16 protein-coding genes are annotated in these 12,713 nt (G+C 71.9%); 11 read left to right on the top strand and 5 right to left on the bottom strand.

Going from position 1 to position 12,713, the window contains the following annotated elements:
* Nucleotides 1-32 precede the first annotated feature (32 nt).
* On the top strand, nt 33-1,457 hold the full coding sequence (locus RUMESO_RS14200; RefSeq protein WP_037281288.1) for an FAD-binding oxidoreductase: 1,425 nt from the start codon (nt 33-35) through the stop codon (nt 1,455-1,457).
* 78 nt (nt 1,458-1,535) lie between these two features.
* On the opposite strand, the gene RUMESO_RS14195 is transcribed toward RUMESO_RS14200, so the two are convergent.
* From RUMESO_RS14195 to RUMESO_RS14180, 4 genes are all read right to left on the bottom strand, one after another.
* Complete coding sequence (locus tag RUMESO_RS14195) at nt 1,536-2,063, bottom strand: adenine phosphoribosyltransferase (protein ID WP_037281206.1); 528 nt, start codon at nt 2,061-2,063, stop codon at nt 1,536-1,538.
* A gap of 35 nt (nt 2,064-2,098) precedes the next feature.
* Nucleotides 2,099-2,788 carry a hypothetical protein gene (locus tag RUMESO_RS14190; RefSeq protein ID WP_037281205.1) on the bottom strand — a complete coding sequence of 230 codons (690 nt, stop codon included), beginning with the start codon at nt 2,786-2,788 and terminating at the stop codon, nt 2,099-2,101.
* Nucleotides 2,785-3,663, bottom strand: a complete 879-nt coding sequence (locus RUMESO_RS14185) for an S-methyl-5'-thioadenosine phosphorylase (protein WP_037281204.1) — start codon at nt 3,661-3,663, stop codon at nt 2,785-2,787. The genes RUMESO_RS14190 and RUMESO_RS14185 overlap by 4 nt, the downstream gene beginning before the upstream one ends.
* A 603-nt stretch (nt 3,664-4,266) precedes the next feature.
* Nucleotides 4,267-4,743, bottom strand: a complete 477-nt coding sequence (locus RUMESO_RS14180; protein ID WP_037281203.1) for a CreA family protein — start codon at nt 4,741-4,743, stop codon at nt 4,267-4,269.
* A 229-nt stretch (nt 4,744-4,972) separates the two neighbouring features.
* On the opposite strand from RUMESO_RS14180, the gene RUMESO_RS14175 reads away from it, so the two are divergent.
* Both RUMESO_RS14175 and RUMESO_RS14170 read left to right on the top strand, forming a co-directional pair.
* Nucleotides 4,973-5,368, top strand: a complete 396-nt coding sequence (locus RUMESO_RS14175) for a hypothetical protein (RefSeq protein WP_037281202.1) — start codon at nt 4,973-4,975, stop codon at nt 5,366-5,368.
* Between the two features lie 61 nt (nt 5,369-5,429).
* Nucleotides 5,430-5,846, top strand: coding sequence for a VOC family protein (locus RUMESO_RS14170; protein WP_037281201.1), 417 nt, complete (start codon nt 5,430-5,432; stop codon nt 5,844-5,846).
* Here RUMESO_RS14170 and RUMESO_RS14165 read toward each other — a convergent pair.
* Complete coding sequence (locus RUMESO_RS14165; RefSeq protein WP_037281200.1) at nt 5,843-6,469, bottom strand: DUF2306 domain-containing protein; 627 nt, start codon at nt 6,467-6,469, stop codon at nt 5,843-5,845. The genes RUMESO_RS14170 and RUMESO_RS14165 overlap by 4 nt on opposite strands.
* 127 nt (nt 6,470-6,596) lie before the next feature.
* Between RUMESO_RS14165 and RUMESO_RS14160 the strand changes: the two genes are divergently transcribed.
* From RUMESO_RS14160 to RUMESO_RS14125, 8 genes are all read left to right on the top strand, one after another.
* On the top strand, nt 6,597-6,971 hold the full coding sequence (locus RUMESO_RS14160; protein WP_037281199.1) for a hypothetical protein: 375 nt from the start codon (nt 6,597-6,599) through the stop codon (nt 6,969-6,971).
* A gap of 81 nt (nt 6,972-7,052) precedes the next feature.
* On the top strand, nt 7,053-7,421 hold the full coding sequence (locus RUMESO_RS14155) for an NADH-quinone oxidoreductase subunit A (protein ID WP_245639285.1): 369 nt from the start codon (nt 7,053-7,055) through the stop codon (nt 7,419-7,421).
* 161 nt (nt 7,422-7,582) lie between these two features.
* On the top strand, nt 7,583-8,056 hold the full coding sequence (locus RUMESO_RS14150; protein WP_051521352.1) for a NuoB/complex I 20 kDa subunit family protein: 474 nt from the start codon (nt 7,583-7,585) through the stop codon (nt 8,054-8,056).
* A gap of 10 nt (nt 8,057-8,066) precedes the next feature.
* Entirely contained in the window at nt 8,067-8,771 is a 705-nt protein-coding gene (locus RUMESO_RS14145; protein WP_082484071.1) for an NADH-quinone oxidoreductase subunit C, read from the top strand.
* An 85-nt stretch (nt 8,772-8,856) separates the two neighbouring features.
* Complete coding sequence (locus RUMESO_RS14140) at nt 8,857-10,068, top strand: NADH-quinone oxidoreductase subunit D (RefSeq protein WP_037281284.1); 1,212 nt, start codon at nt 8,857-8,859, stop codon at nt 10,066-10,068.
* Nucleotides 10,069-10,158: 90 nt separating this feature from the next.
* Nucleotides 10,159-10,944, top strand: a complete 786-nt coding sequence (locus tag RUMESO_RS14135; protein ID WP_037281198.1) for a hypothetical protein — start codon at nt 10,159-10,161, stop codon at nt 10,942-10,944.
* A 127-nt stretch (nt 10,945-11,071) separates the two neighbouring features.
* The gene (locus tag RUMESO_RS14130; protein WP_037281197.1) at nt 11,072-11,374 is read left to right on the top strand and encodes a hypothetical protein; all 303 of its coding nucleotides are present in this window, start codon (nt 11,072-11,074) and stop codon (nt 11,372-11,374) included.
* A gap of 87 nt (nt 11,375-11,461) precedes the next feature.
* On the top strand, nt 11,462-12,670 hold the full coding sequence (locus RUMESO_RS14125; protein ID WP_037281196.1) for an NADH-quinone oxidoreductase subunit E: 1,209 nt from the start codon (nt 11,462-11,464) through the stop codon (nt 12,668-12,670).
* The last annotated feature ends 43 nt before the right edge of the window (nt 12,671-12,713 follow it).

Genomic DNA, 12,713 nt, shown 5'->3' with positions numbered 1-12,713 from the left:
CTCCTCCCCCCGGGCGGTGCAAGTTGGGCGCCATGACGCTCCAGCCCGCCACGCCCGCCTTCCTCGACAGCTTGCGCGACCGTCTGCCGCCCTCCGCCTTCCGCGAGGCGGAGGAGCGGCACCTCTCCGAGCCGCGCGGGCGGTTCCGGGGGACGGGGCTGCTGCTGGCGCCGGGTTCCACCGAGGAGGTCGCGGCGATCCTGCGCGCCTGCTTCGATGCACGGGTGCCGGTGGTGCCGCATTCGGGCGGGACGGGCCTCGTCGGCGGGCAGGTCATGGCCGAGGGGCCGGCGCCGGTGATCCTGTCGCTCGCCCGCATGGACAGGGTCCGCGCCGTGCATCCCTCCGAGAGCGTGCTGGTCGCCGAGGCCGGGGTGATCCTGGCCGACGTGCATCGGGAGGCGGAGCGGGCGGGAAGGATGTTCCCGCTGTCGCTGGCCTCGGAGGGCTCGGCACGGATCGGGGGGCTGCTCGCGACCAACGCCGGGGGGACGGCGGTGCTGCGGCACGGGAACGCGCGGGCGCTCTGCCTGGGGGTCGAGGCGGTCACGGCGCAGGGAGAGGTCTGGCACGGGCTGACGCGCCTTCGGAAGGATAACGCGGGATACGACCTGCGCGACCTGCTGATCGGGTCGGAGGGGACGCTGGGGGTCATCACGGCGGCGGCCCTGCGGCTCGTGCAGCCGCCGTCGCGCGTGGGCGTGGCGCTGCTCGCGGTGCCCTCGCCGGCGGTGGCGCTGGAGTTGCTGGCCCTGGCGCAGGGGCGTTACGGCGACACGGTGCAGGGGTTCGAGCTCATGGGGCGCATGGGCTTCGTGTTCCTGGCGGAGACGGGGCTCGGGGCCTCGCCGCTCTCGCCGGTGCCGGACTGGACGGTGCTGGTGGAGCTGGGGCTGCCCGAGGGGCTGGAGCCGCAGGCGGCGCTGGAGCGGATATTCGAGGAGGGCATGGAGAGGGGGCTCGTCACCGACGGCGTGCTCGCGGCGAGCGAGGCGCAGGCGACGGCGCTCTGGGAGCTGCGGGAGCGCATCCCGGAGGCCAACCGGAAGATCGGCGCGGTGTCCTCGCACGACATCTCGCTGCCGCTGTCCGAGATCCCGGCCTTCATCCCGGAGGCGGAGGCGGCGCTGGCGAGGCTCGGCCCGTTCCGCGTCAACTGCTTCGGGCATCTGGGCGACGGAAACCTGCATTTCAACGTCTTCCCGCCCTCGGGCGTCGCGCGGGCGGAGTTCGATCCGGTGCGGGGGCGCGTGAAGGAGCTGGTGCACGACCTCGTCCATGCGCGGGGAGGCTCGGTCGCGGCCGAGCACGGGGTCGGGCGGCTCAAGGTCGGGGACCTGGAGCGCTACGGGGACCCGGTGAAGCTCTCGATGATGCGGGCGGTCAAGCAGGCGCTCGACCCGAGGGGCATCCTCAACCCGGGGGCGGTGCTGCGGGCGCAGGGCAACCGACCGTAGGATGCGCTTCAGCGCACCACGACTCGCGGACAAGCATAGGGCGAAGGTGCGCTGAAGCGCACCCTACGAGTTGCCGTTTCAGTGCCCCTCGAAGGCGCAGAGGGCGTGGACCTGATGGCCGGCGGCTTCCAGCAGTTGCCGACCGCCGAGCTCGGGGAGGTCGATGACGAAGGCGCAGCCGAGGGTCTGGCCGCCGAGCTTCTCGATCAGCGTGAGGCCGGCGAGCGCGGTGCCCCCCGTGGCGAGGAGGTCGTCGACGAGGAGGACCTTCTCCCCGGGCTTGATGGCGTCGTCGTGGACCTCGAGCGTCGCGGTGCCGTATTCGAGCTTGTAGCTCTGCTCGATGGTGCGGCCGGGGAGCTTGCCCTTCTTGCGCATGGGGACGAAGCCGGCCGAGAGCTGGTGCGCGACGGCGCCGCCCAGGATGAAGCCCCGCGCCTCCAGGCCCGCCACCTTGTCGATGCGGACGCCCGCCCAAGGGTGGAGGAGCAGGTCCACCGCCATGCGGAAGCCCCTCGGGTCGCCGAAGAGCGTGGTCACGTCGCGGAACATGATCCCGGGCGAGGGGAAGTCGGGGATCGTGCGGATGTAGTCCTTGACGGACATGGCGCCTCCGGGGGTGGGAACGGGGGCGTCCTACATCAGGGCTCGGCCGGGGGGTAGTGGCGGCGCAGGGCCTCCTTGTCCTGGGAGCCGAGCCTCAGGACGCGGTTCGAGTCCTCGGAGAACACCGACACGTCGTCATAGGTCGGGTTGCGGATGTCGGTCATCAGCCCCATGGCCTGCGTCAGCTCCTCGAGCACGACGGGGCGGATGTCGGCGGCGGGCAGGTCCTCGGCCATGACGATCACCGCCTCGGTGAGGTCCTGGCCGATGTCCCACCAGACCGTCACCAGCGCGGCGCCGATCACCTGGCCGTCCACGCCCCAGACGCCGGTCCCCTCGATGGCGTCGCCCTCGCGGATGCTGGCGAGGTGGAAGGTGATGTCGGGCCTCTCGCCCTCGAGCGCGCGGCGGAGGTGGAGCGCGGCGCCGGCCGAGTTGATCTCGGAGATGGCGTGGTCCACCGCTTGGGACATCCGCCGGATCGTCTCGGGCGGGTAGTCGGGGGCCGGGACGGTGATGCCGACCTTGAGGTCCAGCGCCTTCTCGGGCGACCAGCGGACCGGATCGACGGTGCAGGGGCCGCCGGGGAGGGCGCGGCAGGCGACGAGACGGTAGAAGTCCTCGCCCGAGAGCCTTCCGCTGGTGACGAGGAAGTCGTCCTCCTGCGCCGAGGCCGCCGGCCCGGCCGCGAGGAGCCCGAGGAGCAGCAGCCCGCGGAGGGTCAAAGCACGCGTCCCGCCACGGCGCGGAGCCGCTCCACCAGGGACGGGTCGCGACGGTCGGGCGCAGTCATCACCGCATGGTCGAGGGCGCGGTCGCAGCCATGCGGACAGGGGTGGGCCTGTCCGGGGGCATCGGGGCCGAGGCGCCCGGGAAGGCGCAGGGCGAGGTCGCGCCCGCGCGCCACGTTGGCGGCGAGCACCGCGAGGACGGCGGAGACGTCCACGGCGCCGTGGCCCTCGAGCCAGGAGTCGTAGTCGGTGACCATGGCGACGATGGCGTAGCAGAGCTCGGCCTCGCGGGCGAGGCGGGCCTCGGGCATGGCGGTCATGCCGATGACGTCGCAGCCCCAGGAGTCGCGCCAGATGCGCGACTCGGCGCGGGAGGAGAACTGCGGCCCCTCCATGCAGAGATAGGTGCCGCCCCGGTGGACGGTCGCCCCGGTCGCCTCGGCGGCCTCCGCCGCCAGGGCCGAGAGGCGGGGACAGGTGGGCTGGGCGAGCGAGACATGGGCCACGCAGCCGGTGCCGAAGAAGCTGGCGGGACGGGCCACGGTGCGGTCCACGATCTGGTCCACCACGACGAGGTGGCCGGGCGCCATGGCCTCGCGGAAGCTGCCCACGGCGGAGATGGAGAGGACGTCGGTGACGCCCAGGGCCTTGAGCGCGGCGACGTTGGCGCGGGAGGGGAGCTCTCCGGGGGCGTGGACATGGCCGCGCCCATGACGGGGAAGGAAGCTGACCGGAAGGCCGTCGAGCGTGCCGGTCAGGATCGCGTCGGAGGGGGCGCCCCAGGGCGTGTCCACCTCGCGCCATTCGGCGCCTTCGAGCGGGAGCCCGTAGAGGCCCGAGCCGCCGATCAGTCCCAGATGCGTCGCCATGCCTGTCCCGACGTTCTCCCCCCAGGGCGAGCCTGCCCTCGGGCGGTTCGAGGTGCAACATCGGCCGGGAGGGGATGGACGGAAAGGGGGCAGGACCCCCGTCACAAACACTTCAATCCCGCGGGGCCTCCGGGTTGCTCCGTCCGCCCCGGCGCGAGGGGGCATGTTGAGCCTATCCGGACCGCCTCTTCGGCGGGCTTGAGTCTATGGTCAGCCGATTGGCAGGCCGGGGAGGGTCTCCCGGCCAGGTATGTGGGCGGCTCAACGATGCGCGCCGAAGGGGTGCCTGCTCATGGTCTCCGGTCCCCGGGGCTGCGCGCCGCCTCGCCTGCACCCTGATGCGTGCCCTCGTGGGGCGGGGGTGGTCTTCGGTCTGGCGGGGCCGGGCCCCGGCTGTCTGGTTCTGGTGTCTGCGAATCAGGATGCCGGAGAGAGGTTAACGAATGGTAAGCGGGGCGCGCGATGCTCCCGAGGGGGCGACGCAACACCCCGGCCGGGCGTGATAAGGGCGCGGGCGATTCGGAGCTGTGGGGTGGGGCTCCGCCCCCCTTCGAGCGTGGCCTCCGATTCGGGCCGGGGACGGTGGGATGGCGGGCGCTGCCGCTACTGCGCCGGGGCGGGCTGGGCCGTCCGGGCGTTCCAGAGCGGCACGGTGGAGATCGACATCTTGGCCGAGCCCTCGGTCACCTCGTTGGCGTGGACGAGGTAGATGAGCACCTGGTTCTCCTCGTCGAAGATGCGCGTCACGCGCAGCGACTTGAAGATGATCGACTGCCGCTCGGAGAAGATCTCCTCGCCCTCGGGGCCGGTGTCGATGTCGCCCAGCTCGATGGGGCCGGTCTGGCGGCAGGCGATGGAGGAGTTGGACGGGTCCTCGAACCAGTTCCCCTGCGAGAGGCGGTCGATGAAGGACCTCTCGAAGTAGGCGACGTGGCAGGTGACGCCCTCGACCTCGGGGTCGGGGAGGGCCTCGACGATGATGTCGTTGCCGACCCAGTCCACGCCGACGCGGCCGACCTCCTGCGCCGGGGCGAGGGCGGGAAGGAGCGCCGCGATCACGGTGGGGAGAACGACCTTCATGGCCGGGGAACGCCAGGGCTCCATGCGTTGTTCCCCCTGTCAATGGGCGTGGGCGCACGCACCCGGACCGTGTCGGCCCGGCCGGCTCCTCGCGTCCGGCAACCTGATCGGGTCGCTCCATGGCTCCTGGGCACCGGCGCTCCTCTCCGCCGCCTGACCGCTCCGCCGCGACGCGGAGCCGACGCCCGTGGTCTCCTGGCAGGCCCGGCCCCCCTGGAGAGACCTCCCCATGTTCCTGCCACCCTTCGCGCGCCGTGTCACGCCCGTGGCCTCCGCCCTCCTGGCCCTCGGCGCCCCCGCCTGGGCCGAGTCGCCCGACCGCGCCCCCAGCGTCCAGTCCTGGGGCGAGACGACGCCCGCCTTCGTCCGTCTCGAGCCGGCCGAGGACCATCCGGCGGACCTCTACTTCGTCAACGAGCTCACGCTGGGCAACCCCCTCCAGATGTTCTTCGCCCTGTCGGTCAACGGGTTGCGGGTGGACGTGGAGGTGAGCAACGGCGTGGGCGACGTGCCGGACGTCGTCACCGTGCATCCCCCGATGGGCTACGTCGCGGTGCCCGAGTCGATCGAGGTGGACGAGGGATCGACGGGGCGGATCGCGATCCTCTACGCGCTGGTGAGCTGAACGCCTTGACCGGGACGTCCCGGCAGGGCGACCATCGGCCGGATGCGCCCCGGAGGGACCCATGTCGCGCGAGCCGCCCGCCCTGATCCTGGAAACCGCCGTCTATGTCGACGACCTGGAGGCGGCCGAGGCCTTCTACGGCGGCGTGCTGGGGCTCCCTCGGATCGGGAGGGTGCCGGGGCGGCACGCGTTCTACCGGGTCGGCGCGGGGGTGCTGCTGGTGTTCCGGCCGGAGGCGACGGAGGTCGTGGACCCGAAGTCGCCGCTCCCCGTGCCGCCGCATGGGGCGCGGGGGCCCGGGCATCTCTGCTTCGCGGCCGAGCCCCTGGGGCTCGGCGCCTGGCGGGAGAGGCTGGTGGCCGAGGGCATCGAGGTCGAGGCGGAGGTGACCTGGCCGGGCGGCGGGCGGAGCTTCTACTTCCGCGATCCGGCGGGGAACTCCCTGGAGGTCGCGGAGGCGCGCATCTGGGACCGCTAGGCCGGAAGGGCGCGGCGGCGCGGTCGGGTGCGGGCGAGGATGATCTCGGCCACCAGGAGGTTCGGGACCCAGCAGGCCCAGGCGATCACGCGGTAGCTCTCCTCGAAGGGGAGGCCGATGGCCTGGGTGATCGGCAGGTAGATGCGGAGCATCACGGCCGCGAAGGTCAGGGCGAAGGACCGGATCATCCAGTCGCGGTGGGCGGTGGCGTGGCGGCCCTGGAGCGCCATGCGCCAGCCCTGCGCCGTGCAGCCGAGCCAGCCGAGCGCGAGGAGGGCGAAGCCGGCCTGCGAGATCGGCCCGGTCGAGGCGCCGAGCGCCATGGCGAATCCCGCCGTTCCTCCAAGGAGGCAGGCCACCGCGTAGGCGCGCCCGGTCCAGCGGTGGACCTTGGGGACGCCGACGCGGAGGCGCCTGACGAACTGGAACGGCCCGAGGGTCAGCGCTACCGTGGCGGCCGCCACATGGAGGGGAAACCAGCCGGGCAGGAAGCGGTTGGCGAAGACCGGCTCGGGCGGCTCGACTCCGAACAGGAAACGCAGGGAGGCGAGCGCGATGAGGGCGGAGAACAGGACGACGAGCGCGAAGCCCGTGCGGGCGAGGGTGGAGGTCCGGCTGGTCATGGCAGCGGCCTTTCGATGGGACGCCGGCAGGCTATCACGTCGCGTGCCGGCGGTCCTTGCCGGAATCCCTGCCCGGATCGTGCCTCGCGGTCGGCGGCCTAGGCTCGGTCCCGATGGAGGACGGTCGATGTCGGGCAAGGCGGCGGCGTGGGTCTTCGCGGGGCTCGCGGCGGGGGTCGTGGCGTTTCACCTCGCGGTGATCGGCGGGGCGCCCTGGGGGAGCCTCACCATGGGCGGGCGCTGGCCGGGGGTGGTGCCGGGACCGGCGAAGGGCCTCTCGGCGCTGTCCGCGCTGCTGGTTGCGGGGATGGCGGTCGTGATGCTCGCGCGGGCAGGGGTGCTGGGGCTGCGGATGCCGCGCGGGGCGGTGAGGGCGGTGCTCCTTCTGTCCGGGCTCGCGGTCGTCGCGAACGCCGTGACGCCCTCCGCGCCGGAGCGGGCGTTGTGGCTGCCGGTGACGCTCGCGATGCTGGCCGCCGCGCTCGTTGTCTCAAAGGCGTGATGCGCCTTGGTTGACCCCGCCGGGGGCGGGCGCTAAGCCCCCGGTTGGGCGCGAGGGCGCGCCCTTGTCCTGGGGGCGCGCGTGGCAGACGGCTTTCTGAGGGAATATCTCCCCATCATCATCTTCCTGGGGCTCGCGGTCGCCCTGGGGGTCATCCTGATCCTGGCGGCGGTGGTGCTGGCCGTGCGCAACCCGGACCCGGAGAAGGTGTCCGCCTACGAATGCGGCTTCAACGCCTTCGACGACGCGCGGATGAAGTTCGACGTGAGGTTCTACCTCGTGTCCATCCTCTTCATCATCTTCGACCTCGAGGTCGCGTTCCTGTTCCCCTGGGCCACGGCCTTCGGCGGGCTGAGCATGGCGGCGTTCTGGTCGATGATGATCTTCCTGGCCGTGCTGACCATCGGCTTCGCCTACGAATGGCGGAAAGGAGCCCTCGAATGGCAGTGAAGGACGACATCCGGGACAAGGTCTCGCTCGCCGGGCTCCAGCCGGAGCAGGTGGGCGGGTCGCTCGTGCAGGGCGGGCCGCAGACCGGCGGCCTGCGCGTCGAGGGCGTGCAGACGGGGCTCTACACCGCCGGCGCCGACCGCGAGGTGACCGTGCGCGAGATGAACCGGGACCTCCAGGACAAGGGGTTCCTCGTCACCTCGACGGCCGACGTCATCAACTGGGCGCGGACCGGCAGCTTGCACTGGATGACCTTCGGGCTCGCCTGCTGCGCCGTGGAGATGATGCACCTCTCCATGCCGCGCTACGACCTGGAGCGCTTCGGGACGGCGCCGCGCGCCTCCCCGCGCCAGTCGGACCTCATCATCGTGGCCGGGACGCTGACCAACAAGATGGCGCCCGCCTTCCGCAAGATCTACGACCAGATGCCCGAGCCGCGCTACGTGATCTCCATGGGGTCCTGCGCGAACGGGGGCGGCTACTACCACTTCTCCTATTCGGTGGTGCGGGGCTGCGACCGCGTCGTGCCGGTGGACGTCTACGTCCCGGGCTGCCCGCCCACGGCGGAGGCGCTGCTCTACGGCATCCTCCAGCTCCAGCGCAAAATCCGCCGCACCGGCACCATCGTCCGCTGAGGGACCCCTGATGGCCAACACGCCCGTCGCCGACAACCCGGCCCCCGCCGAGCCCGCGCAGACCCCCGAGGTGCAGGTCGATCCGCTCGTCGCGCTGGGCGAATCCATCGCCGCGCGCGGCAAGGGCGCGATCCTGTCGCAGGCGGTCCGCAACGGCGAGCTCACCATCGAGACGGGGCTCGGGTCCCTGCTGGAGACGGTGGCGTTCCTGAAGGCCGATTCGTCCTGCCGCTTCGCCATGCTGATCGACGTGACGGCGGTGGACTGGCCGGGGCGCGAGAAGCGGTTCGATTTGGTCTACCACTTCCTGTCGATGTACACGAACCGCCGCATCCGCCTGAAGGTGCAGGTGGGCGAGGAGGAGATGGTGCCCTCGGTCACCTCCATCCACCCGGGCGCCAACTGGTTCGAGCGCGAGGTCTTCGACATGTTCGGGCTCGTGTTCTCCGGCCACCCGGACATGCGGCGCATCCTGACGGACTACGGCTTCCGCGGGCATCCGCTGCGAAAGGACTTCCCGCTCACCGGCTACAACGAGGTCCGCTACGACGAGGTGCAGAAGCGCGTCGTCTACGAGCCCGTGCGGCTGACGGCCGAGTGGCGCGAGTTCGACTTCCTGAGCCCCTGGGAAGGTGGCGCCTTCGCGCTTCCGGGCGACGAGAAAGCTGGCGACGCCAAGGCGGGCCTGCCCGGGTCCCCCAACATCAACCGCTGAGGCGAGGAGAGTCGAGATGGACGGCGATCTGAAGGGCGACATCCGGCCGAACCTCCGGGGCACGGACATCGAGCGCAGCAGCGACGTGCGCGGCACGGGCTTCGACGACGTGCTGACGGGCGAGCAGAAGATCCGCAACTTCAACATCAACTTCGGGCCCCAGCACCCGGCGGCGCACGGCGTGCTGCGGCTGATCCTCGAGCTCGACGGCGAGATCGTGGAGCGGGTGGACCCGCATATCGGCCTCCTGCACCGGGGCACCGAGAAGCTCTGCGAGCACAAGACCTACCTTCAGGCGCTCCCGTATTTCGACCGGCTCGACTACTGCTCGCCCATGTGCATGGAGCACGTCTTCTGCCTCGCCATCGAGAAGCTGGCGGGCGTGACGATCCCGCGCCGGGCCTCGCTGATCCGGGTGCTGTATTCCGAGATCACCCGCGTCCTGAACCACCTCCTCAACGTCACGACCTGGGCGATGGACGTGGGCGCGCTGACGCCGCCGCTCTGGGGCTTCGTGCAGCGGGAGATCCTGTTCGACTTCTACGAGCGGGCCTCGGGCGCGCGGATGCACGCCAACTACTTCCGCCCCGGCGGCGTCCACCAGGACCTGCCGCCCGCCCTCATCGACGACATCGAGGCCTGGGCGGAGAAGTTCCCGCAGGTGCTGGACGACATCGACGAGCTCCTGACCGAGAACCGCATCTTCAAGCAGCGCAACGTCGACATCGCCATCGTCACCGAGAAGGACGTGAACGAGTGGGGCCTGACCGGGCCGATCGCGCGCTCGGCCGGCCTGCCCTGGGACCTGCGGCGCTCGCAGCCCTACGAGTGCTACGACGAGTTCGACTTCCAGATCCCGGTGGGAAAGAACGGCGACAACTACGACCGCTTCCTGATCCGGATGCAGGAGATGCGCGAGTCGACCAAGATCATCCGTCAGGCGATCCCCAAGCTGCGCGCGACCCCGGGCGACGTGCTGACGCGGGGCAAGGTGACGCCGCCGAAGCGGGGCGAGATGAAGACCTCGATGGAGGCCCTCATCCACCACTTCAAGCTCTACACCGAGGGGTTCCACGTGCCCTCTGGCGAGACCTACGCCGCGATCGAGGCGCCCAAGGGCGAGTTCGGGGTGTATCTGGTGGCCGACGGCACCAACAAGCCTTACCGCGTGAAGATCCGCGCGGCGGACTACGCGCACCTGCAGGCGATGGACCACCTCGCCAAGGGGCACATGCTGGCGGACGTGTCGGCGATCATCGCCACGCTCGACATCGTGTTCGGGAGCATCGACCGCTGAGGTCGGAGCCCTGACGAAGGATTGGGGCCCGAGGGCCGCTCCGTGATAGCCTTCCCGGGAATCGCCTGACGGCTCCGGGGAGGCTTTTTCGTGCGCCTCGTCCTCCTGACGCTGGCAGTCCTGCTCCTCGCCCCGGGCGCGAGGGCCGAGGAGAGGCTGCGGGACGAGGTGACGGGCCTGCTGCGGAGCCAGGACTGCGCGATGCCGCTGGAGCGGATCGAGGGCGTCTTCACCGTCATGGGCCATGACCTTGCCGAGCTGGAGGCGGCCGTGGACGGGCTCCTCGAGTCGGGCGGGGCTGCGCTGTCCCCGGACCGCCGGACGCTCGTGCTGGCGCCGGAGGCCTGCCGGCCGCGCATCGAGATTCCCCGCGAGGTCGAGGCCGTGCCCTGGATCGAGGAGCGGCTCGCGCTCGCACGCGGGTGCCGCCGGCCGCTTGGGGTGCTCGAGGGCGAGGCCCGGGAGGCCGGCGTGGCAGCGGAGGAGTTCGAGCGCGCCGTGCGGGACCTGTCCGCCGTGGGCCGCTACATGACGGAGGGCGAGGCGCTCGGGCTCAGGGCCGACCTCTGCGGGCCCGGGCGGGAGCCGGACCGGCCGCTCGCGCGAGTCGAGGCGCTGAGGACGGAGGGCCTGCGGGCGACCATCGGCCTCCTGGCGATGGAGCGGGGGTGCCGCCTGCCGCTCTCGGACCGGCCGGCGCTGCTCCGGGACCTGGGAGCCACGGCCGTCGAGCGGATGGGCCTGGGCCGGGAGCTGTCGCCGGACGCGGCGGCGGCGCTGGAGCGGCGCCTCGCGGAGACGCTGGCGGACCCCGGCCCGGCCTATCGGATCGACAGGGCGGCGGGCGAGATCGTGGCGATCCACTGCCGGCCCTAGCGCGCCGTGCGTCGCGGACGCGACGGGCCGCGAGGTTCTGGACAATCGGGCCCAAGCGTATCAGATCGACAGGGCGACCCGTAGGCGGCTGCGTGCCGTGACCGTCCGTTCCATGCAAGGGGCCATGATGATCGCCAGGATTTCGACGCTTCTCGCGCTGGGCGCATTCGCGCTTTCGGCCTGCACGCAACCCGCGCCGGCGCCGCAGCCGGTGGGGCCCGCGCCCTCGGTGGCCCCGGCCGACCGCCTCGCCGCGGCCATCGAGTCCGAGGGCTGCGTGCTGAACAGCCAGAACTCGGGCGCCGTGCTGCTGCGCGCCAACCTCACGCGGGACGAGCTGGCGCCGCTGATCCTCCAGCTCCAGAGCCAGGGGCAGGTCGAGGCCTCGGGCGACGCGTCGATCCGGCTGCTGTCGCAGAACTGCATCTGATGCGATGCGGCGGGGGTCTGTCCCTGCCCGACGGAGGCGTGTATAGGCCGGGCCCGACGCCTCCGTGAACTGCCCGATCGGACTCCCATGCTTCGCCGCCTTCACACCGAACAGCCCGCCTCCTTCGCCTTCACGCCCGCGAACCTCCGATGGGCCGAGGCGCAGATCCAGAAATATCCCGAGGGCCGGCAGGCCAGCGCGGTGATCCCGCTCCTCTGGCGCGCGCAGGAGCAGGAGGGCTGGCTGTCGAAGCCCGCGATCGAGGAGGTCGCGCGGATGCTGGGCCTGGCCTATATCCGGGTGCTCGAGGTCGCGACCTTCTACTTCATGTTCCAGCTCTCCCCCGTGGGGAGCGTGGCGCATATCCAGATCTGCGGCACCACCCCCTGCATGCTGTGCGGGAGCGAGGACCTGATCGAGTTCTGCAAGACCCGCATCAGCCAAGAGCCGCACCACCCCTCGGCGGACGGCAAGTTCTCCTGGGAGGAGGTCGAGTGCCTGGGCGCCTGCGCGAACGCGCCGATGGCCCAGATCGGCAAGGACTACTACGAGGACCTCACGGTCGAGAGCCTGGGCCGCATCCTCGACGAGCTGGGGGCGGGACGCGTGCCCCAGCCCGGCTCCCAGATCGGCCGCTTCGCGTCCGAGCCCGAGGGTGGGCCAACGGCGCTGACCCAATATGCGGGCGAGGGGCGCGAGGCGCACAACGCGAGCGTGGAGCTCGCGCTGGCGATCGGCGACACGGTCAAGCGCATCGACGGGACCGAGGTGCCGTTCCGTGCGCCCTGGCTCAAGACCCCGCAGCCCGAGCAGCCCGCGCCGGCCGGGGAGGTTGACACCGCGACCCCGCCCGACGGCGAGACCAGCGAGGCTCCGACCGATCTCGACCGGGAGCACACGGCCCGGCCGCCGGGCGTGCGCCAGCCGCTCGCGGGCGGCGAGACGGTGGCGCCCGCGCCCGTGGGCCACGAATCGGGCGTGACGCGGCACGAGGCCGGATCGCAGGCCGGCGGCACCGTTCCCGCGCCGGACACGGCCGCGCCGCTCGTCCCCGAGGTGGCGCCGCCGGTGCTCACCGCGCCGCGCGACGGGGTGGGGGACAACCTGCAGGAGATCGCCGGCGTCGGGCCGAAGCTCGAGGCGCTGCTGCACGACCTGGGCTTCTGGCACTTCGACCAGATCGCCGCCTGGAGCCCGGGCGAGGTCGCCTGGGTGAACTCGCGCCTGGGCGCGTTCCGGGGCCGGATCGAGCGCGAGCACTGGATCGACCAGGCCCGCAAGCTGGCGGGGCAGTGACGCGGTGGCGGAGCGCCGGACCAACGAGGGCCGCAGTGGCCAT

Origin of the sequence: Rubellimicrobium mesophilum DSM 19309, from assembly GCF_000600335.2 — a bacterium.
GTDB lineage: Bacteria > Pseudomonadota > Alphaproteobacteria > Rhodobacterales > Rhodobacteraceae > Rubellimicrobium > Rubellimicrobium mesophilum.
Note: the sequence above shows the minus strand (reverse complement) of the source record. Positions and strands in the feature narration are given on the sequence as shown.